Here is a 25,482-nt window from a genome sequence, read left to right on the forward strand (position 1 = left end):
CCCATATATTCGGCACCCGGAAAGCTTACCCGAGTATCAATTCAGGAGAAACTGAACATGGCTGATGAAACCATTGTAGAAGCAAACCAGACCGCTGCCGCAGAGCCTGCAAGCAGCAAGCCGAAAACCCGCGCACCGCGCAAGAAGGCCGAGCCTAAAGCAGCCGCTGCAAAGCCTGCGGCGAAGGCAGCCAAGGCTCCCAAAGCTGCCAAGAGCGCACCCAAGGCCGCTGCAGTTGCTGCAGCACCAACTGGTCGCAAGGTCAAGAAATATACGCCAGCCGAACGCGCTTCTATTCTTGCCTCCGTTGAGAAGGCTACCAAGGGTGGCAAGGTCACGTTGAAAGCTGCATTGCAGCAGGCTGAAGTCAGCGAACAGACCTATTACAACTGGAAGAATGCTGCTGGAAAGACCGCAGCACCGGCTGCTGCCAAGGCATCGTCGAGTGACGATCTCAAGGCGCTTGTTGCACTGGAAGCTGAAAACCTCAAACTGCGCAAGGAACTGGCTGCAAAGCTTCGCTCCGAAAACACCGAACTGCGCAAGCGTCTAGGCAAGGCATAACAAACAACCCACTTGGGGCAGCCCCTGCCCCAACCTGACTATGACATAAAACAGGTGACCCGCCGGAAAGCGGGCCACCTGTTTTCGTTTGAGGTTATTCCTTGTGTTCCGGCCAGCCGTAACGATCGTCCAGTGCATCATAGCCTGCAAGTCCAGTAACAGCACTGAACTCTGCATATGATACCATGGCGCTTGCGCGATTATGCGGGGTTCCTTCTGCCTTCAACACATCAAGTGTATCTAGAACGGCTTTAACCGCAGAGAAAAGAGCAGAAAGCGCATAGAAAGCAACGTTGAAACCGAGCTCTTCCAGGTCTTTTGCCTTGAGTGCGGTGGTCTCGTTGCCATCAACAATGCTGACTACCTTGGGACCTTGCACGCCCTTGGAAACCGCCTCAACTTCAGCGATCTTCTTGATACCATCGACAAAAACGAGGTCGGCGCCTGCATCCTGATAGAGTTTTGCGCGACGAATAGCTTCATCGATGCCCTCACTCTGGATTGCATCCGTCCGCGCAATCAATAACATGGGATGCTGGTCGCGCGCTTCGACAGCGCAACGCAAACGACGAATGTTTTCTTCTGCCGGAATGACGCGTACGCCCGACCGCTGGCCGCATCGCTTTGGCAATTGCTGGTCTTCAAGATGGATTGCAGCAACGCCAGCCTGAATATACTCTTCAACCGTTCGCCAGATATTGGCGGGGCCACCGTAACCGGTGTCAGCATCAGCAATCACAGGAATATCAACCGCGCGGACCATGTCACGCGCATGGGTTGTCATTTCCGTTTGCGACAGCAGGCCGATATCCGGCAGACCGAGCCGCGAGGCCGTCGCCCCAAAACCCGTCATGTAAATGGCGGGAAATTGTGCCATCTCAACCAGACGTGCAGTCAATGCGTCGGCGGCACCCGGAGCTTGAAGCAGACGACCCGACTCAATATCAGCTCTCAATTTTTCAGCTGTGTTCTTCATTATGCTCTCCCTGTTAGCGACCGCCGGATACGTCTACGACAACACCGGTGATATAGGACGCCTCTCCGGACAGGAGCCAAACAGCAGCATCTGCAACTTCAGCGGCGGTGCCAAGCCTTTTGAGCGGAATCATATTGGCCATCGCTTCAATATTGGCGGGATCGGCAAAAACGTCCTGCTGGATTTCCGTGTTGATGACGCCGGGCGCCAATGCGTTAACCCGTGCCTTCGGCGCAAGCTCTTTGGCAAGTGCGACAGTAAAGGACGCAATCGCACCTTTGGTAGTTGCGTAAACGATATTGCCAACCATGCCGCCGGTGCGCGCGGCAATCGAAGACAAATTCACCACGGAACGATCCGCACGACTGGAAGGAGCGCGAATGAAGGCGCTGGAAACATAGAAAGCGCTCTTCAGATTGACCCCGAGAACCCGGTCGAGTTCCGGCTCGTTCATATCTTCGACAGTCATGCGCTGACCGATTATACCCGCATTGTTCAAGAGATGATCAACACCACCAAGCGACCCTACAAGCGCGTTCATGGCAACTTCAACGGATGCGCGGTCCGCAACATTGACGTTGGCCGTCAGCACCCGGTCGCCGTGAAGGGACTGACATTCAGCAAGCCGTTCAGCATTGATATCCCACACCGCAACTTTCGCGCCGAGACCGACCAGCTTGTCGGTAACGGCGCGTCCGATCCCCGATGCGCCGCCGGTGACCAAAACCGTTCGGTCAACGAAATAACCGGAGCCGATGTTTGCCGATTGTGATTGCTGCACTTCTATCCTCCCGCCTCAAAGGGCGTCATGTTTCATTCCGCGGCAAGAATGACCAGATCGGTCCGATTGTCAACTAGGGTTCTAGATTATGTATTCCACTTGTGCGTACTTCTTTTCCAGTCTATAGGTGCCGCCGAAAGGTGTCGCGGAGGGCGACATCAAAGCTTAGGGAGGAATGTCATGGCGGATGCTATCCGTGCTGACGGCGCTCAATTGAATACCAGTCTACGCGACCGGACGATCCGCAAGCTCAACATGCGCATTGTCCTGTTCTGCTTTATTTGCTTCATCGTGAACTATCTGGATCGCGTGAATATCGGCTTTGCCGCACTGCATATGAACGAAGATATCGGCCTGACGCCTTATATGTTCGGTCTCGGCGCGGGAATTTTCTTCATCGGCTATCTGGCTTTTGAAATCCCCAGCAACATGATCCTGCACAAGGTCGGTCCGCGCATCTGGATCGCCCGTATCATGGTCACCTGGGGCATTGTCTCCTGTGCGATGGCCTTCGTGCAGGGACCGACGTCCTTCTATATCCTGCGTTTTCTGCTCGGTGTAGCCGAAGCTGGTTTTGCGCCAGGCGTACTCCTCTATTTGACTTACTGGTTCCCAGCCAAAGAACGTGGCCGTGCGACGGCCCTCTTCATGGCCGCAACCGTATTGTCGATTGTCATCGGCGCACCGATTTCGGGCTGGCTGATTGACGCTGGTGAAGGTCTGTTCGGCCTGCACGGCTGGCAGGCAATGTTCATCCTTGAAGGATTGCCCGCAGTCCTGCTGGGCATTATCACGTTCTTCTATCTTGTCGATTCACCGCAGAAAGACAGCAAATGGCTGGACGCGGACGAACGCGCCTGGCTTCTGGAACAGCTCGCCGCCGACGAAAAGAACGTCCAGGCCGATACCCGTCACAGCCTGCGCGAGATCTTCAGCGATTTCCGGGTTTGGCTCCTCACGCTGGTTTACATGTTCAACGGTATCGCCGTGTATGGTGTGATTATGTGGCTGCCGCAGATCGTGAAGACTTTTGGCTTGACGACCCTGCAGTCTGGCTTTGTCTCGGCCATACCGTTCATTTTCGCGGCACTCGGTTTGGTCGTCATTTCGCGCAGTTCCGACCGCACCGGCGAGCGCAAGATTCACACGGCCATTGCCGGTCTGTTCGGCGGGCTCTTCCTCGCAGCCAGCGCGCTTGCGCCCAATCCCTATCTGGGCCTGCTGCTGCTTTGCATCTGCGCGTTCTTTCTCTGGTCCTATCTCGGTGTTTTCTGGACCCTGCCGACGCAGTTCCTCACTGGTGCAGCAGCGGCTGGCGGTCTGGCTGCAATCAACGGCTTTGCACAGATTGGCGGCTTTACAGGTCCCTATATTGTGGGTTGGGTCAAAACGGCGACCGATAGTTTTTCTATCTCGCTTCTGGTACTTGCAGTATTTCCGATCATCAGCTTCTTCCTCTGCATGAGCTTGAAAGCGAAACGCGACTAGACCACATTACCGGCAGCGATCTTGAACGCGCTGCCGGAAATTCTTTGAGGAGACCGTGTACTGGCATGACAAAGCCGAAAACGCCCCCGCGCAAGAGTCTTGTCCCGACGATCGCTGATAAAATACGCGCGGCTATCGTCGACGCCGAGCTCGATTTTGGGGAAAACCTCTCCGAAGACACTCTGGCCTCTGCATTTGAAGTCAGCCGAACGCCTGTGCGTGAAGCGCTCAATCTGTTGCAGATGGAAGGGCTGGTAATCATCGTCCCAAAATCCGGCACCTATGTCTTCACACCGACGCTGGAGGACATTGCCGAACTTTGCGACTATCGCGTTGGATTGGAAAAGCAAGCGATAGCGCTTACGCCCCAACAATCGCTTCCGCTGACGGTCAACGAATTGCAGAAGCAGTTGCAAGCCATGACTGAGGCCATTGATCGTGGCAATATGCAAGCTTATGGCCGCGCCGATACCGCATTCCACCTTGCCTTCTTTCATCACTGCGGCAATCGCTATCTCAAAAATGCTTACGATCTTATTCTAGGCCGCGTGGCATCTTTGAGAACTCATCTTGCCATTCGCGCAGAAGGTGAACCGGACCGCTCCTATAAAGATCATGCGCATATGATCAGCCTCTTTGCCGAGAACAAGCGTGACCAACTATCCACGATACTGGCTGCGCATATTCTTCGCACCAAGGACAATTATCTCGACGCTTTTCAAAAGTTGTCGGCCAACGTTGCTGGTGGAAGGGCCGCACGGCTTCGCCGTCGTCTGGCGCTGACGGAATAACTCTCACCTCACTTTTGGGCTTATTGAGAATGGCGCTGCGGCGCCATTTTTGTTTTCCAGTACGTAAAACTCAATCGCATAACGACGCCGCCTCCATAAAATAACAAAATGCGCTTCATGCGTTATGTGACAGGCAGGCCTTAGCGACATAAAATCTGATACATCAGATATTGACATATCACAAAGTAGGCGGCTATTTCTTTCATCGAGGAGTTTCAAGGAGATTTGAGCTTTGGATTCGCAAGCATTAGCTCTCAAGCCGATTAAGCTGAGAAATCTCAGAGACCATGTGCATGACAGCTTGCGGGAAGCGATTATTTCCGGTCGGCTGAAATCCGGCGAGAAATTGAATGAACGTCAGCTTGCAGCCGATCTTGGCATCAGCACTAGTCCGCTCAAGGAAGCGCTGAGGCAGCTTGAGGGCGAAGGGCTGGTTCGAACGGAATCGCGTCGCGGCACCTTTGTCTGCTTCAACGAACGTCAGGCGGAAGAGATGATGCTGGCGCGCGCTGCGCTGGAAAGCATCATTGCGCGGCAGGCTGCAAAACACGGAAGCGAGGAAGCTTTTGATTTTCTTCGCGCCACCATTGAGGAAATGCGCGCGGCGGTGGAAACCGGCGACGTCGATGAATTGATCGAACTGAACGAGAAATTTCACGACGGCATTCATGAAGCGTCCGGATGTGAATATCTGCGACGACTGCAAAACGCTCAGCGCATGTATGACCATGCGGCCCGGGTGACGGTGCTTTCTCGCGATGACGTTCGGCGTCAATCATTCAACGAGCATGAGGCTATCATGCTGGCGATTACCAAAAGAAACGGAGATTTGGCCGAGCGATTGATGCGTGAGCACATCGTAAAGGCAGGGGAGACGCATATCGAGCTGGTCTTCTGACCAGCCTATTGGGAGGAAACAATGGATCTAGCAGGCTATCGCCAAGTGCTTCGCGGCATTTCGGGCGTGCATGCAACCGCTTATGACGCACAGGGCGAAATCGACCCGGTGCTGACGGCGAAAATCGTTTCGCGCATCGCCGATGCGGGCGTTCATAATATCGTCAGCGGTGGTAACACCGGTGAGTTCTACAGCCTGACGGAAGACGAAGTTATTCGCCTGCAATCGATAGCGATTGAAGCTGCCGCCGGTAAGGCAGCGGTCACAGCTGCTGCGGGCCGTTCGGTGCGTGAAGCCATAAAAGTGGCAAAGGCAGCCAGCGCCGCAGGCGCGGACGGCGTGATGATCCATCATCCGCTCGATCCCTTCGCGGCCCCGCATGCGCAGGTTGATTATTTTATCGCGATTGCTGAAGCGATTGATCTACCCATCGTCGCCTATATCCGTTCTGACTTGATCCCGCTTGATGAAATGGTCAGGCTCGCCACCCATCCGAAAGTTGCCGGGGTAAAATTCGCATCGCAAAACACGATGCTTTTCTTCGAATGCTGCCGTGCGACCAAAGGCATGGACGCGACCTGGATTTGCGGTCTCGCGGAAAGCTGGGCCCTGCCCTTCTACGCGCTTGGCGGACGGGGCTTCACTTCAGGACTGGTCAATGTCGCACCGCAGCGTTCGCTTGCTGTTTGGAATGCGTTGGAGGCCGGTGATTACGACCGCGCGCGGTCGGTCGTCGAAAGCATCGCTGAATTTGAAACCATGCGCACGAAATACCGCAATGGCGCCAATGTTACGGTCGTCAAGGAAGCCCTGCAAATTCAGGGGCTTGCTGTGGGCAAGGTCCGGCTTCCCGGATTGCCGCAACTCGAAAAACATGACCGCGAAACGCTCCAGCAGATTGTCGCGGGTTGGGAGACAGATGGCTTAGTCTGACAGATGAAATCAGGGCGTCCTGACAGGGAGAAGATGGGCGCACCGCAGAACCAAAAATGGAGGAGAACATGAATAAGGGAATTTCACGCCGTACATTCATGGCGGGGGCCGGGCTTGCAACAGGTATGGGCATCATGCTGCCGAAAGGTGCTTGGGCCCAGTCAGCAAAACTGCCATCATCGCCCGTTGCGCTGAACGTTATCGATGCTGCGGGCAACCTCGCTTTGACCCAGCCCATATTTGATAATTTTGCATCCGAACAAAAGGCGCTTGTTTCGCGCTTTACCTTCAATAAAGCACCAGCGCCGGAACTGCCGGGCAAGATCAAGGCCCAACAGCGCGCCAACCGCATCGATATCGATCTGGTCATTGTTGGCCCTGATGCGCTTTCGGCAGGACTTGCCGATGATATCTGGACCGATATCATCGCCTTGCCGGAAAACGGCCTGCCCAAGCTTCAGGACATCTATCTTGAGCCAGCATGGCGCATGCAGGAAATGTCGAAGGGCAAAGGCGTGGTGGTGTCCTACTACCCGTCGGGACCGCTGCTTGAGTACCATCCCGACAAGGTCAAGACCGCGCCAAAAAACGCTGAAGAGCTTTTAGCCTGGACAAGGGACAACCCCAAGAAGTTCATTTATGCACGTCCGGCTAATTCAGGCCCCGGCCGCACGTTCCTGATGGGGCTCCCCTATCTTCTCGGCGACAGCAATCCAAAAGACCCGATCAAGGGCTGGGATAAAACCTGGGCCTATCTGAAGGAACTGCACAAAAACATAGAATATTATCCGGCAGGCACTGGCGCCCTGATGAAGGAACTGGGCGAAGGCACCCGCGACATGACGGTGACCACCACCGGCTGGGATATCAATCCACGTGCACTCGGCGTGGTGCCGAAGGAAATGGGCGTCAGCAAGCTCGACGGTTTCCATTGGGTTTGTGATGCGCATTATTTCGCAATTCCAAAAGGCGTTTCGGAAGAGAAGATCGCCGTCCTGATGGAGTTTATCAAATTTGCGCTAAAGCCGGACCAGCAGGCTTATTCTTACGATGCTGGTTATTTCTATCCGGGCCCAGCCGTCAAAGACGTTACGATCGAGATGGCGCCGAAGGAAAGCCAGAACATCATAGCTGAGTTCGGTCGGCCCGAATATGCCGAGTGGATCGCCAACAACCCGATTGAACTTCCACTTGAACCAGAGGCGCTTGTCGCAGCATTCCGGCGCTGGGATGAAGAGGTCGCGGCCAGCTAAGGCCTTCGTTTTAAAGCGCATCCTTTCCGAAAACCGTTTCACACTTTTCGGGATGCGCTCTTAAGCGGGTATTTCCAGGCGAGCCACATCGGCTCGTCTGGAAGCGCCCATGATCGCCAAACAAATCATGGTGTTTGCGTCAATGTCCTTTCAAGAACTCCGGCTAGACCGGATGAGCCGTTCATTCGGAACTTTCAATGCGCTGAGGGAAATCAACCTCACCATCCGGAAAGGCGAATTCATCGCACTTCTCGGCCCTTCCGGTTGCGGAAAATCTACGGCTCTTAATTGTATTGCCGGTCTTCTCGGCACTACGGGCGGCGGCATCTATATCGACAATCGTCGCGTTGACCAGTTGAAGCCCGAAGATCGGGGCTTTGGCATGGTCTTTCAGAACTATGCGCTGTTTCCGCATATGAACGTTCTGCAGAATGTCGGCTTTGGCCTTAAAATGCGCGGGCTCGCCAAAAGCGAGATCGAAAAGCGCGCGCGTGCGGCGCTGGCTTTGGTGCGTTTACAGGGACAGGAAGAAAAACTCCCCGGACAGCTTTCTGGCGGTCAGCAACAGCGTGTGGCTATCGCCCGCGCAATTGTCATTGAACCTCCTCTCGTCTTGATGGATGAACCATTATCCAATCTCGATGCAAAACTGCGCCTCGAAATGCGCGCCGAAATTCGTCGCATCCACAATCAGCTTGGTTCCACCACGATCTACGTTACGCACGATCAGGACGAGGCCCTGTCGCTTGCAGACCGCATTGTGGTGTTGCGCGATGGTGAAATTCGTCAGGTCGGCAGGCCCAACGAACTTTATGAAGCGCCGCTCTACAGAGATGTTGCAGCCTTCATGGGGTTCAGAAACGCCCTTCCCGGCAAGGTCACGCGCATTGTCAATGGTCAGGCAACCGTTGACGTCGCTGGTAGCGCGCTGACGGGACGTGCGGTTGACGCCTTAAAAACTGGCGACGAAGCCGTTTTGATGGCACGCGGCGACGATGTCGTTTCCGGCTCGGGCCATCAGAATACGTTGCAGGCAACCGTTGAAACCATCGAATATCGCGGTCGCGAATATGTGGGCACAGCGCGCACGCAAACAGGTCTGGAATTGATTTTTCACGGCCCGAAAGGCGTCGAACCGGGCAGCCAGATTGCGCTCGGCATTGATGCAGCCAATGCACTCGTCTTTCCGGCGGAGGACTGAGGCATGGTTGATCTAGCTCAGGAGCGATACGCCGAGGCGCCATTAACGCCCAGTCTGCGACAAAGGCTCGCCAATCGCGGCTTCGACGGTGTGACATTACTGATCCTCCCAGCATTGCTGTTTGTGGTGGGTGTCTTCATCTACCCATTCCTCTATGGGCTGGTGCTGTCGTTCAATCCGCTGGACGGAGGCGGCGCGTTCGCCAACTACGCCAAATTCTTCTCCGATCCATTTCTTTACAAAACCATCGGCGCGACCCTCTGGCTTGCTGTTCCGGTGACGATCATCAGTGTGATGTTTGCCGTACCAATCGCCTTGCGCGTTCGATTGATGCGACGCCAGCGGCTGCTGACGACCATACTTGTCCTGCCCATTACGCTTGGCACAGTTCTGATCGCGGAAGGCCTTCTCAACTATCTCGGTCCGCAAGGCTGGTTCAGTCGCACGCTGATTTTCATCGGCCTGATCGACAGCCCGCTGAAGCTGACCAATAATTACTGGGGTGTGTTCGCTTCACTTGTCATCACCGTTTTTCCATTCACGTTTCTACTGACGCTCTCCTATATAACCGGCATCGATCCGGGACTGGAACGGGCGGCGGCCACCCATGGAGCCAATAGCTGGCAGCGCTTTCGATATGTCATGTTGCCCCTGCTGGTTCCCGGTCTGGTCGTGGCGGCCTGCCTCACCTTCGTTCAGGCCTTCGCGGTATTCCCATCCGCCGTGCTTCTGGGCGCTCCATCCGGCCCCACGCGCGTCATATCCATTGCCGCGGCGCAGGCCGCGTTCGAGCAATATGACGACTCCATGGCGTCTTCAATTGCCATGATCATGGCAGCGGTACAGTTGGTCGTCGTTGGCACACTTCTTGGCGTCCGCTCGCTTTTCTATCGTGGCTCGACAGCCGGCGGAAAGGGATAAATCATGGTTCGCGACACATCCCTTCTCTCCAAACTCTGGATCACCGCCGTCTGGCTTCTCACCGGCTTCTTTGTCCTCAACGTTCTGGCGGTTATTACGGCTGTCGTCGTGTCGAGTTTCGGCACACGCTGGCTTGGCACATGGCTGCCGGATGCCTTCACGACACGCTGGTATGCAGCCGCATGGGCGGAATTCCAGCTGGATCAAGTCTTGCTGGTGACGTTTCAGGTGGTCTTTGCCGTTGTGATCCTATCCGGCATTCTCGGTGTAACCGCCGCCTATGCCATGGCGCGGCGCGATTTCCCCGGCAAGAAATTCGTGCTGCTGATCTTCCTTCTACCCCTGCTCGTGCCACCAATAACCTTCGGTATTCCGCTTGCAACCGTACTTTATAAATTCGGCGTCGGTGGAACATTCTGGGGTGTCGTTCTTGCCAATCTCGTGCCGACCGTACCTTTCGTCATTCTTGTCATGATCCCTTTCATTGAACAGATCGACCCCAAAGTTGAGGCGGCGGCGCGGGTTTTCGGCGCCGGAACATTCAAGCTCTTCATCCATGTGCTCCTGCCCATGTTGCTGCCCGGTGTTCTCGCCGCCATGCTTCTGGTTCTGGTGCGAACGGTGGCCATGTTCGAGCTTACCTTTCTGACAGCGGGCCCAACATCGCAAACACTCGTCGTGGCACTCTATTATTCGGTGTTCGCAGCCGGTGTTCGTTCCGTCCAATCCATCGACGCCATGGCCGTGATCTACATGGTGACTTCGCTGGTATGGCTTCTTTTGGCGCTGCGCTTCGTCAACCCCACGCAAATTGTTGCGCGCAACCGTCAACCATCCGCGCATTAGCGTGACAGACTGAACAGGAGCCTATGATGAAGATCACGGCTGTCGAGACGGTGCAGTTGCCGCACCTCAACAACATCTTGTGGGTTCAAATCCACACCGATGAGGGGATTGTGGGTCTGGGCGAGACGTTTCGCGGCGCGAATGCCGTGGCGGCCTATATCCATAGTGATATCGCACCGCAACTGATCGGGCAGAACCCACTGGAGATCGACCGGATATCCAAACTCCTGCTGGAGCCTTATGTCGGCTTTCGGTCTTCCGGCGTGGAAATTCGTGCTGCGTCCGCCATCGACATCGCGCTTTGGGATATTTTTGGCAAAGTCACCGGACAGCCAATTCACCAGCTGCTGGGCGGGTTGTCGCGCCCATCCATCCGCACCTACAATACCTGTGCAGGCTACACCTATAATAAAAGCGGTGCGCGTCGCTATATCGGCGACACGGACGAAGGCAAGGAAGGACCTTACGAGGACCAGCTTGCCTTTCACCGTGACGCGGGCGCGCTTGCCGAAAGTCTTCTTTCCGAAGGCATAACGGCCATGAAGATATGGCCGTTTGATCCATTCGCCGTGGTTTCGGGGGGAAATTTCATCCATGCGCAGGATCTGGACAAGGCTCTTGAGCCGTTCCGCCAGATACGCAATGCTGTCGGTGACAAAATGGAAATCATGGTCGAGTTCCATTCCATGTGGGACCTGACATCGGCGCTGACGATTGCGCGCGAGCTAAAGGCGTTCCGCCCGTTCTGGTCGGAAGACCCGATCAAAATGATGAATCCGCAAGCGCTTGCGGTTTATGCCCAGAAATCCGGCATTGCGGTTTGTGCAAGCGAAACAATGGCAACCCGCGCGCAATTCCTCGACGTCCTGCGCGCCGATGCGTCCGATTATGTGATGCTGGATATTTCATGGTGCGGCGGACTTTCCGAAGCGAAGAAGATCGCCACCATGGCCGAAGCCTTCCAGCGCCCTATTGCGCCGCATGACTGCACGGGACCAGTCGTTTTCGCAGCCTCCATTCACCTGTCGCTCAATGCGCCCAATGCCATCTATCAAGAGTCGGTCCGGGCCTATTACACTTCATGGTATCGCGATCTGGTCACGGTGATGCCACGGATTGAAAACGGGATGATCTATCCCTTTGAAGGGGCCGGGCTTGGCTTGGAGCTCTCCGATTTCGTTCTTAACCACCCGGATGTTATCCGCAGAAAGACAGACGCATTATGATTGGACCGTTTCACTGTATTGCCGATCTGCGCGGCGCATTGATGGAAAGCCCCGTCTGGGACGAGCGCCGGGCGAAGCTTTTTGCCTGCGATATCAATGGGCGCAAGCTTTACGAAATCGATCTTGAACATGGCCCGGTTCGAGACTGGACCTTTGAAGCCGAAGTTCCATGCGTCGCGCTTGCCGAAAGCGGCAAGCTGATCGTCGCGCTGGCACGCGAAGTCATTCTGTTCGACCCAGATAGCGGTGACAGGCAACTCCTGTGGGGCGGCTATGATGAGCCAGAAACATCGCGGCTCAACGACGGCAAGATCGGTCCCGACGGTGCGCTGTGGATCGGCAGCATGGATTGTCGCCCGACACGCGAACCTATCGCGAAACTTTATCGTGTTACTGCCGATGGGCAAGCTGCGGTCATGGCAAAGGGATTTGAGGTTTCAAACGGCCTTGCATGGACACCGGACGCGACCACGATGTTCCATACGGATTCCCGGGGACCATGGATCGACCGTTACGCCTTTGACCGCATGGCGGGCCGTATTAGCAACCAGAGACGCATTCGCGACCTCGACGAAGGTACCGGCAGACCGGACGGCGGCGCTTGCGATGCCGAAGGTGCTTATTGGAGTGCGGGTGTGTCGGCTGGTGTCCTGAACCGCTTCGATGCGGATGGAAATCTGCTCGCAAGCTTTTCGGTTCCGGTTCCTGCACCGACAATGCCTTGTTTCTGCGGTCCCGGTCTGAAGCAGATCGCGCTGACTTCGCATCGCTTGGCGCCCGCCGACAAATTGGCCGAAGCTCCGCAATCGGGCGGTGTGCATCTCGCAACCAGCACCGTTGCCGGGGCAAAAGTGGCGCGCATGAAGGGAATTTAATTGAATGAAACACCTCCTTTTGACCGGGGCTTCCGGCAATCTTGGCCGTATGCTCACCCGAAAACTGTCACAAGCCGGTTACCGTCTGCGCTTATCCGACATTGAACCATTCCCCGATGCCTTGCCCGAAGGTACAGAATTCATACAGGCGGATCTGAGCGATGCCGACGCGGTTGCCGAACTGGTTCGCGGGACCGATGCGATATTGCATTTTGGCGGTATCAGTATCGAAAAGCCTTACAATCTGATCGCCCGTGCTAACCTTCTCGGCGTTACCCATATTTTCGAGGCTGCGCGCGCTGAAAAGCAAAGGGTGATTTTTGCAAGTTCCAATCATACGATTGGCTTTTATGAACGCGATGCGGTGCTGAGCAGCGATGATCCCTTCAAGCCTGATGGCTATTACGGATTGTCGAAAGCTTATGGTGAACTGCTTGGGCAAATGATGTTCGACAAACATGGCATCGAAAGCGTTCATGTGCGCATCGGCTCCTGCCTTCCTGAACCAACCGAAGCACGACACCTCGCCACGTGGCTTTCGCAAGACGATCTTGTGCGGTTGTTGATCGGATCGGTCGAGGCGCAGGAAACCGGCTTTGCCGTTGTCTGGGGGATTTCCGCCAATGCCGGGCGCTGGTGGGAAAAGGACGATGCCAGCCGCATCGGTTATGTGCCGCAGGATGACGCCTCGCGTTTTGGCGACCTCGCCGAAACTGGCGATCCGATCACGCGGCGCTATCAGGGCGGCGCTTTCACAGCACAAGACTATACGCGTGGCGATTAGCTTTCATGCGCCGATCCGTGGGGCACAGTCACAACTAAAGCAGGCTCGCTGATAACAGGCCGGGCCGAAAAATTTCGGGGAGATATTGAAATGCCCAGAAAGCAATATGACGATCTGCGTTCTGCGCGCTGGATGTTGCCGGATGATCAGCGTTCTTCGGGCCATCGTTCCAGAACCATGCAGATGGGTTATGATCCCGTGGACTGGGAGGGCAAGCCCATCATCGCGATCATCAATACATGGTCGGATGCGCAACCCTGCCATGCCCATTTCAAGGACAGGGTCGAATGGGTCAAACGCGGCATATTGCAGGCAGGCGGCTTTCCCCTTGAACTGCCCGCTCTGTCCTTGTCTGAAAGCTACGTGAAACCCACAACAATGCTCTATCGCAACATGCTCGCGATGGAGACCGAAGAACTGTTGCGCTCGCATCCGGTCGATGGAGCCATTTTGATGGGCGGATGCGACAAGACCACGCCGGCACTCATCATGGGTGCAACAAGCGCCGGTCTACCCTTCATTTTCCTGCCCGCAGGTCCAATGCTTCGCGGCAATTATGCCGGGAAAACGCTGGGGTCCGGCACGGATATGTTCAAGTTCTGGGACGAGCGCCGCGCAGGCACCATCGGTAAGGAAGAATGGCAAGGCATAGAAGGCGGTATTGCGCGCAGCTACGGGCATTGCATGACGATGGGCACCGCGTCGACGATGACCGTGATTGCCGAAGCCATGGGTCTCTCCCTTCCAGGCGCATCGTCCATACCGGCAGCCGACGCCAACCACCAACGCATGTCGGCCCAATGCGGACGCCGCATTGTTGATATGGTTTGGGACGATTTGAAACCCAATCAGATCATTACACCTGCTGCTGTCAAAAATGCCGTTGTCGTCGCCATGGCCACCGGTTGTTCAACCAATGCCATCATTCATTTGATTGCCATGGCGCGGCGCGCAGGTATTCCACTGGAGCTGGACGACCTCGACCGCATCGGGCGCACCACACCTGTGATCGCCAATATTCGGCCGTCGGGAACGACATATCTGATGGAAGATTTCTATTATGCAGGCGGCATCCGCGCATTGATGAAACAACTCACGGACAAGCTGGATCCCACGGCTATCACCGTGACAGGTGAGGCTTTGGTGGAAGGGCTGGAGAAGGTCCAGGTCTGGAACGATGATGTTATACGTCCACTGTCCAACCCCGTCTATCATGAGGGTTCGCTGGCGGTATTGAAGGGGAACCTTTGTCCTGATGGAGCTGTTATCAAGCCAGCGGCCTGCGACCCGAAATTCCATCGTCATAAAGGCCCGGCATTGGTTGCAGACAGCTACCCCGAGCTGAAAAAGATCATTGATGATCCCGATTATCCCCTGACGCCGGACACCGTGCTTGTCTTGCGCAATGCCGGTCCACAAGGCGGACCGGGCATGCCGGAATGGGGTATGATCCCGATGCCGAAGGCACTTTTGAAGCTCGGCCTGCGCGATATGGTGCGCATTTCCGATGCTCGCATGTCGGGGACAAGTTTTGGCGCCTGTGTGCTCCACGTTGCACCGGAATCCTTCATTGGAGGGCCGCTAGCCCTGCTTAAGACCGGCGATATGGTGGAGTTGGATATCCCCGCCCGTAGCCTGAACATGCTTGTTCCAGACGAAGAACTGGCTGAACGCCGCGCCGCCTGGAAAACACCCGAACCCAAATATGAACGCGGCTACGGCTTTGTGTTTTCCAAACATGTGGAACAGGCCGACAAGGGTTGCGACTTTGATTTCCTGAAAACCGATTTTGGCCGTCCGGTTGATGAACCGGTGATCTATTAAGAGGCAGACCATGACCGATTATGTTCTCTCGGAAGAAACCCGCGCCAAACTGAAGAAAGTTTCGACGGCCTCGGTTGCTACGGCGCTTTATAAACGCGGTTTGCGTAATCAGTTCATTCAAGGTGCGCTTCAAGTGGCGCGCAAGCCCGAAAACATGGTCGGGCAGGCCTTTACCTTACGTTACATTCCCGCGCGTGAAGATCGAAACCCGATTACTGTTTTCCGCAATCCTGATCACAAACAGCGTGTTGCGATCGAAACCTGCCCACCCGGCTGGGTGCTGGTTATGGATGCACGCAAGGATGCACGTGCGGCAACCGCCGGGTCGATACTGGTAACGCGACTTGCGCTGCGTGGCGCGGCAGGCATTGTGTCCGATGGCGGCTTTCGTGACGTGACCGGAATTGGCGAATTATCCATGCCCGCCTATTGCGCAAAAGCGTCGGCGCCAACAAATCTGACTTTGCACGAAGCCATCGACATTAATGTACCGATTTCGTGCGGCGACGCCGCCGTGTTTCCCGGAGACGTGCTGGTCGGCGATGCGGATGGCGTCATGGTCATTCCGGCGCATCTTTGCGAAGAAATCGCCGAGGAGTGCATCGGGATGGAAACATACGAAGATTTCGTGCTCGAAGAGGTCAAGAACGGTGAAGCGATAATTGGGCTTTATCCTTGCACCAAGGAGAAATTCGAGCAGAAATTCCAGACATGGCGGCGTGAGAACAATCGATAGCAAAATCGGCAGTCATACTGCATGCTTTATGGCTGCCAGCATTTTCTTTTCGTCCGGACGCAAGGTCAGCACGCGCACGCCATTGCCGGTGACAGCAACTGTGTGCTCGAATTGCGCCGATAGTTTTCCGTCGCGTGTAACGACGGTCCATCCATCCTTTTCGGTTTTCACCTTGGCCGTTCCCTGATTGAGCATCGGTTCGATGGTGAAAACCATGCCTTCGCGCAAGCGAACCCCCGTACCCGGTTTGCCGAAATGCAGAACCTGCGGTTCTTCATGCATCTCTCGTCCGATGCCGTGGCCGCAATACTCGCGCACAATACTGTAATCGTTCCGCTTGGCATGACGCTCAATGGCATAGCCAATATCGCCCAGCGTGGCGCCGGGTCGAACCGCTGCAATGCCTTTCCACAAGGCTTCATAAGTCACGCGTACAAGACGGGAGGCAAACGGCGCGACGTCGCCGATCATGTAAGTCTTGCTGGAATCCGCGATATAGCCACCCTTTTCAAGCGTAATATCGAAATTGATGATTTCGCCATTAGCGATAACATCACCATGGGACGGCATTCCGTGGCAGACGACATCGTCCTTCGAACAGTTCAGAACAAAGGGATAATCATATTGTCCCTTGCTGGCGGGTCGCGCTTTCAACTCACCCTTAATGTAACCCTCAACCAGATCGTTGACCTGCATCGTTGTCATACCGGCAAGCGGTGTACGGTCCAGCAGTGTGAAAACAGAAGCCAACAACGCTCCTGAAATCGCCATCTGTTCCAATTCGGCGGGCGTCTTGGTCATGATGGCCGTACAGCCATGACCGGAATTTCCACCTGTGCGGCGCGCAACTGCATCTGCACGATTTCGTTGAACGACATATCTGGATTGGCCTGCGCCAGCATGCCGATTTTCATCCAGTATTCTGCCTGCGCGTTGATCGAACGGCACATGACATCGCTCGCCTTGCGCAATTCTTCATGCAAATCATCGGCGATCTTCACTATACCCATCGTTGGCTCCAAACTTACGGTTGATACGCATACCATATACGATTCATATATAATCGCCAATGCAATTAGTTCGCACCCTGCACGGCTGTGCATATTTTCGCAACAAACAGAACAATTGAACTATTTCTGGGAAATTCAGAATGAATTTTGCAAAACCGTTGACAGCTATCGATAAAAGGCAAAGACTGTGCACACGTTTGCAAAAACGTCGACGTGGAGGCGTCGTAAAATGGGAGGGAAAGAATGCGTTCGACATTTTTGGTTGCGGCGCTTGCCGCTGGTATTTCGTCAATGGCTTTTGCGGCCCATGCGGCTGGCAATCTCAATCTGATTTGTTCGGCAGATGTAGTGATCTGCGAGCAAATGAAAAACATGTTCGAAAAAGACACCGGCATCAGTGTAAACATGGTGCGGCTTTCTTCAGGCGAAACCTATGCCAAGGTTCGCGCAGAGGCCCGCAATCCAAAAACAGATATCTGGTGGGCGGGCACGGGCGATCCCCATTTGCAGGCCGCTGGCGAAGGGCTGACGCTCGAATATAAATCACCGATGCTTGATCAGTTGCAGGATTGGGCCAAGAAGCAGGCGGAAAGCGCGAACTATCGCACGGTTGGCGTCTATGCCGGCGCGCTCGGCTGGGGCTACAATACCGATATTCTTGCCAAGAAGCAGCTCAAAGAACCAAAATGCTGGGCTGACTTGCTGGATGCGTCCTACAAGGGCGAAATTCAGATGGCCAATCCCAACTCTTCCGGCACGGCCTATACGGCGCTTGCAACGCTGGTACAGATCATGGGCGAAGACAAGGCCTATGATTACCTCAAGAAGCTCAATGAGAACGTCTCCCAATATACCAAATCAGGCTCGGCACCAGTCAAATCGGCCGCGCGTGGTGAAACCGGCATTGGTATCGTTTTCATGCATGATGCGGTGTCGATGACTGCCGAAGGTTTCCCAGTCAAATCCGTCGCGCCGTGTGAGGGCACCGGTTACGAAATCGGTTCCATGTCCATCATTAAAGGCGCGAAGAACCTCGACAACGCCAAGAAATGGTATGACTGGGCGCTGACCGCGGAAGTACAATCTCATATGAAGGATGCCAAATCCTTCCAGCTTCCATCGAACAAGTCTGCCGAAGTGCCGAAGGAATCGCCGCGCTTCGAAGACATCAAACTCATCGATTATGACTTCAAGACCTATGGTGACCCTGCAAAACGCAAGGAGCTCTTGGAGCGCTGGGACAAGGAAATTGGCGCGCACGCCAACTGATGGGTTTTAAACCTTCGATCACCGTTTGAACGCGTTGCTGCTTCCGGCAACGCGGCTGCCTGAATGGCGTTGCCGCTAACGCCTCGCCATTCATCGCAACAATTCCAAGACCCGAAATGAAGCGGACGCACTATGGTACAGCAAAACCGCAGACTGGATATTGTTCTCGCATTTGCGCTGGTGGCCTTCGTCTTCCTGCCCTGGTATCGGATAGAAGACGGCTTTCTTGGTTTTGGCTGGCTTGGCGACCTGTTCAGCGAAAGCACAACTGCACCCGGCATCCTGCAAATCGTTGCTTTTTCCCGTCCCTGGCTCGGCGTGGCGGCGGCCCTTATGCTTGTTTGTGCATTTGCCCGCATAGCCTTGTCTGTGGGCAGGCGCAGTTCCATCTTGATCTGGGCAAGCCTTTTTGGTCTGGGGTTTCTCGTCCTTCAAGGGCTGGCTGTTGGCGGTTCCGGTTGGAATTGGACAATCAGTGAAAGTCTCTTTGGCACGCTCGCCGATGGACAACCAGCCTTTGGTGCAGGCGCAATCCTGACCTGTCTCTGCTTTTTGTTAATTTTCGCATTCGGTCTTGCCGAACGTGGCGTGATGAAAGGCGATGCTTTCGTCGTTTCCTCCATTACCTTGCTCGTCGCATTGGTAGGTGTATTTGTCTTCTACCCGGTGCTCAGCATGTTTGTCGGTTCCGTTCAGGACTTCGACGGTTCATTCAAGCCGGAGGGGTTCATCGGAAACATACAAGATTCCTCCATCTGGAGCCTCGCCTGCGTGGTGGGGGAAGGTCGCTGCGGTGTTGCATGGCGCACCTTATGGCTTGCACTGATGACGGCCTCTGGCTCGACAATCATGGGCCTTGCCTTTGCCCTGGTGGCGACGCGCACAAACTTCCCTTTCAAGAAAGGGCTTCGACTTCTCACCATCCTTCCAATCATCACGCCGCCTTTCGTCGTCGGTTTGGCCCTTACCTTGTTGTTCGGGCGCGCGGGCGTGGTCACGGAACAGATCTCCAACATATTCGGTGTCGAGCCGGGGCGTTGGCTCTATGGCTTGACCGGCATCTGGATTGCGCAGGTTCTTTCCTTTACGCCGATTTCATTTCTGGTCCTCATCGGCGTTGTTGAGGGTGTGTCGCCGTCGATGGAGGAAGCGTCGCAAACCTTGCGCGCAGACCGCTGGCGCACTTTCCGAAAGGTCTCGCTGCCATTGATGGCGCCGGGCCTTGCCAACGCCTTCCTTATCGCTTTCATCGAGAGCATGGCCGATTTCGGCAATCCGATGGTTCTGGGCGGCAGCAACGGCGTGCTGTCGACGGAAATCTTCTTTGCAGTGGTGGGTGCGCAAAATGATCCATCGCGCGCAGCTGTCCTCGCCATGGTGTTGTTGTGTTTCACGCTCACCGCATTCCTTATCCAGCGCCTTTGGCTCGCTGGCAAAAACTTCGCGACCGTGACCGGCAAGGGCGACTCAGGCATGCATGCCGCCTTGCCACACGGGTTGAAAGTCGGCGTCTACGTGCTTGTTATCCCGTGGATGATATTCACCGTCATCGTCTATCTCATGATCCTTATCGGCGGCTTTGTGCGCCAGTGGGGACTCGATAATACATTGACGCTGGAGCATTATACCCGCGCCTTCTCCATTGGCTGGACCGAGACCGGCATTGCATGGACCGGTGTTGCATGGAACTCGTTCTGGACCACGATGGAAATCTCGCTGATCTCAGCACCGCTCACAGCCGCTGTTGGCTTGCTCACCGCATATCTGATTGTTCGGCAACGCTTTGTCGGCCGCAATCTGTTCGAATTCGCATTGATGCTGAGCTTTGCAATTCCGGGCACGGTGATCGGTGTCAGCTACATCATGGCGTTCAATCTGCCGCCGCTCGAAATGACCGGCACTGCAGCAATCCTCATCGCCTGCTTCGTTTTCCGCAACATGCCTGTCGGCGTTCGGGGCGGCGTCGCTGCAATGAGCCAACTCGACAAAAGCCTTGATGAAGCTTCCCTGACCTTGCGGGCAAACAGCTTCCGCACCATTCGCAAGGTCATTCTGCCACTCCTGCGCCCCGCCATAACCGCAGCGCTGGTGTATTCCTTCGTGCGCGCGATCACATCGATCAGCGCCGTCATCTTTCTGGTGTCCGCGCAGTATAACATGGCGACATCCTACATCGTCGGACTGGTTGAAAATGGGCAATTCGGGGTCGCCATTGCCTACTCCTCAATGCTGATTGTGGTGATGATCGTCATCATCACCGGCTTTCAGTTGCTTGTCGGAGAACGAAAACTCAGGCGAGAAAATCGTGTCGCCGCTGTCACGCCGATCAAATCCGCCAATCAGGAGAAAGTAGCATGACGACGATCCGCCCCGGCTCCGTCACATTCGAGAATGTCTCCAAGAAATTTGGAAACTTCACCGCCCTGCCCGATTTGTCCCTGATTGTCGAACCGGGAACGCTGGTCACTCTGCTTGGCCCTTCAGGCTGTGGAAAGACCACCACATTGCGATTGCTTGCGGGGCTGGAACACCCAAGCTCGGGCCGCATTCTGATCGGCGGCAAGGATGTTACCAATCTGCCAGCCAATGAACGCGATGTTTCGATGGTGTTTCAGTCCTACGCACTGTTTCCACATATGAATTCGCTGGATAACGTCGCCTATGGGCTGGAATCTTCCGGCATCAAGAAAGCCGAAGCCCGCGATCGAGCAGAAGAAGGACTGAAGCTGGTTGGTTTGGGCGGCATGGGCCACCGACTGCCCGCCGAGCTTTCGGGCGGACAACAGCAGCGCGTGGCCGTGGCGCGTGCTCTGGTGCTAGAACCACAAGTGCTGCTTCTCGACGAACCGCTATCCAACCTCGATGCACGGCTTCGGCGGCGCGTGCGCACGGAAATCCGCGAATTGCAGCAACGGCTTGGTTTCACGGCAGTCTATGTAACGCATGATCAAGATGAAGCACTGGCCGTATCCGATACGATCATCGTAATGAAGGATGGTAATATTGCGCAGAAAGGCACACCGCGTGAACTCTATGAGTCACCGGCGTCGGCGTTTATCGCGGACTTCATGGGCGAGGCCAATGTCGTGCCCTGCGAAGTGATCGCCACCGAGAATAACGAGGCCGTCATACGCATTGGCGCAATGACCCACCGTGTCGCTGCGCGTAACGCCAAAACAGGGGCCGCACAACTGGCGATCCGACCGAACGCCGTTAACCTGCAGCCGCTCGCCGGAGGCGATTTTCCGGGGCGCGTGGCGCATGCCGCTTATCTTGGCGATCACATCGAGTATGAGATCGAAACCGAACATGGCAAGCTCTTCATAGTTGACCCCGAAGCGGAACAGGCCTTGCCAACGCTCACGGATGTCTCGATACACTTCAAGTCACGCGGGCTTGCGCTTATCAATCAATAGCCCGCCAAAACGTGCCGATCATCACTCTTGCCGGAAGCAAAGAATGACCAACAATCTCCAATACGACCTGGAAAAGCGGCTGGCGCTTGCCAAAGACATTGCGCAGGCGGCTGGCGCCAAGGCGCTGGACTACTTCAACAATCGCGAAGCGCTGACCATAGAATTCAAACGTGATCCCCAAGACGTGGTGTCCATTGCTGATCGGGAAGTGGAGCAGCTTATTCGCACGCTTGTTTCCGAAAAATTTCCGGAAGACGGCTTTCTGGGTGAGGAATACGGACTGAACGACGGATCATCGGGCTTTACCTGGGTTGTAGACCCCATTGATGGAACAAGCCCTTTCGTAAACGGTATGCCAAACTGGTGTGTGTCGCTTGCCGTTTTGAAAGGCGGCGAGCCTGTCATTGGCGTTATTAAGGCACCGTGTTTCGATGAGCTCTATGCATCGGCAAAAGGTCTTGGCGCGACGCTGAATAGCAAGAAACTGGCGCTCGATTCAACGAAGACTCTTCAAAACGCAGTCACAGGCATTGGCGCAAATAACTATGTCACTCCGCAAACCGTGGCGAAGATCGTCGAAAATCTGCTGGAAGCCGGTGGCACGTTCATACGCAACGGGTCGGGCGCCCTAATGATCGCCTATGTCGCGGCAGGCAGGCTTGTCGGCTACTACGAGCCTTACATGCACGCATGGGATTGCATGGCTGGGTTTTGCCTCGTGCGCGAAGCTGGCGGGTACACCCATCCATTCCCTGTGAACGGCGAGAATATCCTGAAAGGCCATCCTGTATTTGCAGCCGCCCCCGGCGCTGTCGATGATCTGAAAAAGGTCGCTGGACTTTGACACCGTGTTCCGGTGTGTGGCAACCGCGCTATTTGACCGTTTGGGGGAAAAGGAAGGTTACGCCCGCCTTTATTCCCCATTTGGGGCCTTCGTCTGGACCTTCCAGCCAGTACCTCGCTCCGAGCGACAGATTCATCGTTTGATCGCCAAGCTTCACGATCTTTGAGAATGCCCCCGACACTGGCACAGTCCATTGATCGGCTGTCCAGTCATAGTCAGCATCAAGATTTGCCGAAATTGTTCGTCCCTTGCCAATATGCCAGGCGATAAACGGCTGGAGTTCGGTTCGGTTCACGTCCGGCCTACTATCTGCCCCAAGAACGGACCAGATATGGTTTACCGAGAGGCCAGTCGTGATTGCACTTGTTTGATAAAGCAGCAAACCCGATGGCCCGAGAGAGAACTTACCAGACCCCAGCAAATCGTCTGTCGCCGTTGGGAACGAGAACTGCGGTCCAATCGCCCATATGACTGGGCCATGGGCGGACGGAGTGAAAGAGAAAGTCTGCGTTATGTCGCCGAGCCCGAAATTGCTGCCGACGTCGCCAAACGTGTTGCTGTAAACCAATGGAATATCGGTATGGGAAATAACGTTCCAGCGATCATTGAACCGCATTGGAATGACTGGTTCGATATCGAGAGAGAAGCCCCGCACCTTTCCGCTTCCACGACCAAAATCAATATCGGAATGAACTGGCACACTGATCATGAACGAAGCGGGGTTGGAGACTTTTCGCGCCAATTCATCGATATCGTCACTCGCAGACTGCGCAAATGATGGAGCCGATAAGACGAAAATACCAATCGCGAGACCCATGACATTCCGTATTGCAATGAGCATGGCTAACGCGAAGCGAAATCCCATATGCCCGACTTTCTTACCTATGCTTGACTGGACACGAGATATGCTACTTCGCTGCGGCCTGGGAGAACGCCACACCAATAATCCGGTCTCCATCCAGCTGGTAGACGAGCGACTGCTCAACTGTCGCACCTGAAACTTTGTGTTCGTTCGAATAACGCGCAAATTGCTTGGCGCTTACCTTGCCGAACCGCTTTTCGAGCGCATGTTTGTTGTCTTTCAAGGCAGGAATAGGCAATTTGAGGTTCGTCAGATCAATGCGAGGCCGTCCGCATTTCGCAGACTTGTCCTTTATAATTTCCGCCGAAATCAGATTGAGAACGGCCCCCTGACCTTTCTTCGTGTTCATCCCGTCCGAAATGAACCAGATACGACGGGGCAAATTATCGCCCGTCACCTCATAGCAAAGCCAAGCCGTTTTAAGGGATGACGTTGTATGACCGTGCACAGTCCCTCCAACGACAGCTTGGATCTCATCGAGGCTCGTTTTACCCAGCGATACATCTTTGTCGGCCAGCCGTATGAGATTGTCGAAAGGAACGCTGAATTGAACAGTAGTCGCTTTGGCCGTCTGCCCGCCCAGAACCATCGCTGGAAATCCACTCAGTTTATCATTCTGAGCATGCGTGGATGAACACGACAGGACCGCAAATATCATTCCAGCCATGCCAACCAATCCGGCGGTATTGAATGATCTGATATGCATATCCTTCTCCCTCATCAGTCACGCTGCGCGTTTCAGATACTCCATGTCCTCAAAGAGAAGCCAATCTCCACACCGGGTTAATCAGCAGACACGGTCGGTTTGTTGATCGACAATGGCATCGATAATGACAGGAAAACCGCGTCTCCTTCGGCCCGGTTTTCCGCAGCAAACTCGTGGAAATACTTCACACGAGCGGAAAGCGGTGTTTCACCCAGTTCGAAGTTCCAGCCGACAGTTGCACCAACGGCAGCCACACGTCCCTTGAATGGTGCCGCCGCACCGTCTCCACTATCACCCGATAGCTGCTGATAGTAATAACCCACCAGACCGGCATCGAATTTCGCATTGATGTGTTTTACGGCGGCCCATTCGAAATGGAACTCGTTACCGGTTCGATAGTCGGTGGCCGGATTTTCCGCATTAAAAGTTACGCCAACCGCGCCCGAAATATCCCAACCAATTGCAGGGTCAAGCCAAGTTGCGGCTGCAAACACATCCGCGCCCCAATGGTGGAAAGCGATATTGGATATCTCGCCGTCCTGATAATCGCCGATGGGCACATTGATCATGGTGCCAATCTGGTAATGGAAATTACCCGTCTGCCAGCCCAGGAAGCCGCTAACGATCGGATCACCAATGGTGAACGCCGTATCGCGCACACCTGTCGAGACCTCACCCACCCGGGGACCGTTTAAAACCACATCCGCTTCGGTTTTCTTCCAGCCGACCGGTATCGTCCCGCCAAGACCAAGATGGCCTCCGGCGATAGTTTCCGGCAGCACCCACATGACCGTCGGGACCTCAATGACCGCGGTGCCCACGACCCCAACGGCCAGCTTACCGCCAGTTGGCAGGCTTTTATCTCCGCCGAGATTCCCGCGATAATAGTAGAAATCGTTCTGAAAATAGACACCGGGTGGAGGTGTTATGCCCGCCGCTGGTCCCTTCGATCCTAACAGGTAGAAACCCGCGCCTCCTTCTGCACTCATCGCCACGGACGGAACAAGCAACAGTCCCGCAATTGAACCCAGTGACAGCGTATGAAGCGAAATTCGACCCATAACATCCCCTCGGCTACGAGCACGGCTGCTCAATATTCCGACGAATCTAACAATACTTAATTTTGGATAATTCTCGTTTCTATTTGTTTTTCACGCAATATCTAATGGGTACGTTACGGTAAATGTTGGGCTGGTAATTGCCGTTGAAGCTGACCTTAACGGAGCTTGGCTCCAAAGCGTTCAATGAACAAATGCGAAACGTGTTCGTCAGTTTTGC

25 protein-coding genes are annotated in these 25,482 nt (G+C 54.9%); 18 read left to right on the forward strand and 7 right to left on the reverse strand.

What is annotated here, in order from left to right:
- Positions 1-57 precede the first annotated feature (57 nt).
- Positions 58-564 carry a transposase gene (locus FIC94_RS14260; protein WP_140025323.1) on the forward strand — a complete coding sequence of 169 codons (507 nt, stop codon included), beginning with the start codon at positions 58-60 and terminating at the stop codon, positions 562-564.
- Positions 565-658: 94 nt separating this feature from the next.
- On the opposite strand, the gene FIC94_RS14265 is transcribed toward FIC94_RS14260, so the two are convergent.
- Positions 659-1,540: an isocitrate lyase/PEP mutase family protein gene (locus tag FIC94_RS14265; protein WP_109365967.1), complete on the reverse strand. Its 882-nt coding sequence runs from the start codon at positions 1,538-1,540 to the stop codon at positions 659-661.
- Between the two features lie 13 nt (positions 1,541-1,553).
- Positions 1,554-2,321 carry an SDR family NAD(P)-dependent oxidoreductase gene (locus FIC94_RS14270; RefSeq protein WP_140025324.1) on the reverse strand — a complete coding sequence of 256 codons (768 nt, stop codon included), beginning with the start codon at positions 2,319-2,321 and terminating at the stop codon, positions 1,554-1,556.
- A 180-nt stretch (positions 2,322-2,501) separates the two neighbouring features.
- Between FIC94_RS14270 and FIC94_RS14275 the strand changes: the two genes are divergently transcribed.
- The 13 genes from FIC94_RS14275 to FIC94_RS14335 all read left to right on the forward strand — a co-directional run bounded on the left by FIC94_RS14275 (position 2,502) and on the right by FIC94_RS14335 (position 16,097).
- On the forward strand, positions 2,502-3,809 hold the full coding sequence (locus FIC94_RS14275) for an MFS transporter (RefSeq protein WP_140025325.1): 1,308 nt from the start codon (positions 2,502-2,504) through the stop codon (positions 3,807-3,809).
- Between the two features lie 65 nt (positions 3,810-3,874).
- Positions 3,875-4,600, forward strand: a complete 726-nt coding sequence (locus FIC94_RS14280) for a GntR family transcriptional regulator (RefSeq protein WP_140025326.1) — start codon at positions 3,875-3,877, stop codon at positions 4,598-4,600.
- 289 nt (positions 4,601-4,889) lie between these two features.
- Positions 4,890-5,498 (forward strand): GntR family transcriptional regulator, encoded by a 609-nt coding sequence (locus FIC94_RS14285; RefSeq protein WP_109366420.1) that lies wholly within the window; start codon positions 4,890-4,892, stop codon positions 5,496-5,498.
- Between the two features lie 21 nt (positions 5,499-5,519).
- Positions 5,520-6,431, forward strand: a complete 912-nt coding sequence (locus tag FIC94_RS14290; RefSeq protein WP_140025327.1) for a dihydrodipicolinate synthase family protein — start codon at positions 5,520-5,522, stop codon at positions 6,429-6,431.
- 98 nt (positions 6,432-6,529) lie between these two features.
- Positions 6,530-7,684 (forward strand): extracellular solute-binding protein, encoded by a 1,155-nt coding sequence (locus tag FIC94_RS14295; RefSeq protein WP_235892018.1) that lies wholly within the window; start codon positions 6,530-6,532, stop codon positions 7,682-7,684.
- Positions 7,685-7,811: 127 nt separating this feature from the next.
- Positions 7,812-8,885: an ABC transporter ATP-binding protein gene (locus FIC94_RS14300; RefSeq protein ID WP_180917992.1), complete on the forward strand. Its 1,074-nt coding sequence runs from the start codon at positions 7,812-7,814 to the stop codon at positions 8,883-8,885.
- Between the two features lie 3 nt (positions 8,886-8,888).
- Entirely contained in the window at positions 8,889-9,806 is a 918-nt protein-coding gene (locus FIC94_RS14305; RefSeq protein ID WP_140025329.1) for an ABC transporter permease, read from the forward strand.
- Between the two features lie 3 nt (positions 9,807-9,809).
- Entirely contained in the window at positions 9,810-10,652 is an 843-nt protein-coding gene (locus tag FIC94_RS14310; protein WP_121538010.1) for an ABC transporter permease, read from the forward strand.
- A gap of 26 nt (positions 10,653-10,678) precedes the next feature.
- A complete protein-coding gene (locus FIC94_RS14315) occupies positions 10,679-11,878 on the forward strand; it encodes a mandelate racemase/muconate lactonizing enzyme family protein (RefSeq protein WP_140025367.1) in 1,200 nt (399 codons plus the stop codon).
- Positions 11,875-12,753 carry an SMP-30/gluconolactonase/LRE family protein gene (locus FIC94_RS14320; protein ID WP_109365960.1) on the forward strand — a complete coding sequence of 293 codons (879 nt, stop codon included), beginning with the start codon at positions 11,875-11,877 and terminating at the stop codon, positions 12,751-12,753. Before FIC94_RS14315 ends, FIC94_RS14320 begins: the two co-directional genes overlap by 4 nt.
- Before the next feature lie 4 nt (positions 12,754-12,757).
- On the forward strand, positions 12,758-13,537 hold the full coding sequence (locus FIC94_RS14325; protein ID WP_140025330.1) for an NAD-dependent epimerase/dehydratase family protein: 780 nt from the start codon (positions 12,758-12,760) through the stop codon (positions 13,535-13,537).
- Positions 13,538-13,627: 90 nt separating this feature from the next.
- Positions 13,628-15,361, forward strand: coding sequence for an L-arabinonate dehydratase (gene araD, locus FIC94_RS14330; protein ID WP_140025331.1), 1,734 nt, complete (start codon positions 13,628-13,630; stop codon positions 15,359-15,361).
- Positions 15,362-15,371: 10 nt separating this feature from the next.
- On the forward strand, positions 15,372-16,097 hold the full coding sequence (locus FIC94_RS14335) for a ribonuclease activity regulator RraA (RefSeq protein ID WP_109365957.1): 726 nt from the start codon (positions 15,372-15,374) through the stop codon (positions 16,095-16,097).
- A gap of 12 nt (positions 16,098-16,109) precedes the next feature.
- On the opposite strand, the gene map is transcribed toward FIC94_RS14335, so the two are convergent.
- Both map and FIC94_RS14345 read right to left on the reverse strand, forming a co-directional pair.
- On the reverse strand, positions 16,110-16,898 hold the full coding sequence (gene map, locus FIC94_RS14340) for a type I methionyl aminopeptidase (protein ID WP_140025332.1): 789 nt from the start codon (positions 16,896-16,898) through the stop codon (positions 16,110-16,112).
- A complete protein-coding gene (locus FIC94_RS14345) occupies positions 16,895-17,107 on the reverse strand; it encodes a ParD-like family protein (protein ID WP_109365955.1) in 213 nt (70 codons plus the stop codon). The genes map and FIC94_RS14345 overlap by 4 nt, the downstream gene beginning before the upstream one ends.
- A gap of 243 nt (positions 17,108-17,350) precedes the next feature.
- Between FIC94_RS14345 and FIC94_RS14350 the strand changes: the two genes are divergently transcribed.
- The 4 genes from FIC94_RS14350 to FIC94_RS14365 all read left to right on the forward strand — a co-directional run bounded on the left by FIC94_RS14350 (position 17,351) and on the right by FIC94_RS14365 (position 22,636).
- A complete protein-coding gene (locus tag FIC94_RS14350) occupies positions 17,351-18,376 on the forward strand; it encodes an ABC transporter substrate-binding protein (RefSeq protein ID WP_121538022.1) in 1,026 nt (341 codons plus the stop codon).
- A 132-nt stretch (positions 18,377-18,508) separates the two neighbouring features.
- Positions 18,509-20,734: an ABC transporter permease gene (locus FIC94_RS14355; protein WP_140025333.1), complete on the forward strand. Its 2,226-nt coding sequence runs from the start codon at positions 18,509-18,511 to the stop codon at positions 20,732-20,734.
- Entirely contained in the window at positions 20,731-21,792 is a 1,062-nt protein-coding gene (locus FIC94_RS14360) for an ABC transporter ATP-binding protein (protein ID WP_109365952.1), read from the forward strand. Before FIC94_RS14355 ends, FIC94_RS14360 begins: the two co-directional genes overlap by 4 nt.
- Before the next feature lie 43 nt (positions 21,793-21,835).
- On the forward strand, positions 21,836-22,636 hold the full coding sequence (locus FIC94_RS14365; RefSeq protein ID WP_140025334.1) for an inositol monophosphatase family protein: 801 nt from the start codon (positions 21,836-21,838) through the stop codon (positions 22,634-22,636).
- Positions 22,637-22,664: 28 nt separating this feature from the next.
- Here the strand turns inward: FIC94_RS14365 and FIC94_RS14370 are convergent, their stop codons facing one another.
- From FIC94_RS14370 to FIC94_RS14380, 3 genes are all read right to left on the reverse strand, one after another.
- Positions 22,665-23,501 (reverse strand): transporter, encoded by an 837-nt coding sequence (locus FIC94_RS14370; protein WP_140025335.1) that lies wholly within the window; start codon positions 23,499-23,501, stop codon positions 22,665-22,667.
- Between the two features lie 43 nt (positions 23,502-23,544).
- Positions 23,545-24,204, reverse strand: a complete 660-nt coding sequence (locus FIC94_RS14375; RefSeq protein ID WP_140025336.1) for a hypothetical protein — start codon at positions 24,202-24,204, stop codon at positions 23,545-23,547.
- 77 nt (positions 24,205-24,281) lie between these two features.
- Complete coding sequence (locus tag FIC94_RS14380; RefSeq protein WP_140025337.1) at positions 24,282-25,265, reverse strand: SphA family protein; 984 nt, start codon at positions 25,263-25,265, stop codon at positions 24,282-24,284.
- Positions 25,266-25,482 lie beyond the last annotated feature (217 nt).

The organism is Ochrobactrum teleogrylli (assembly GCF_006376685.1).
Classification (GTDB): domain Bacteria; phylum Pseudomonadota; class Alphaproteobacteria; order Rhizobiales; family Rhizobiaceae; genus Brucella; species Brucella teleogrylli.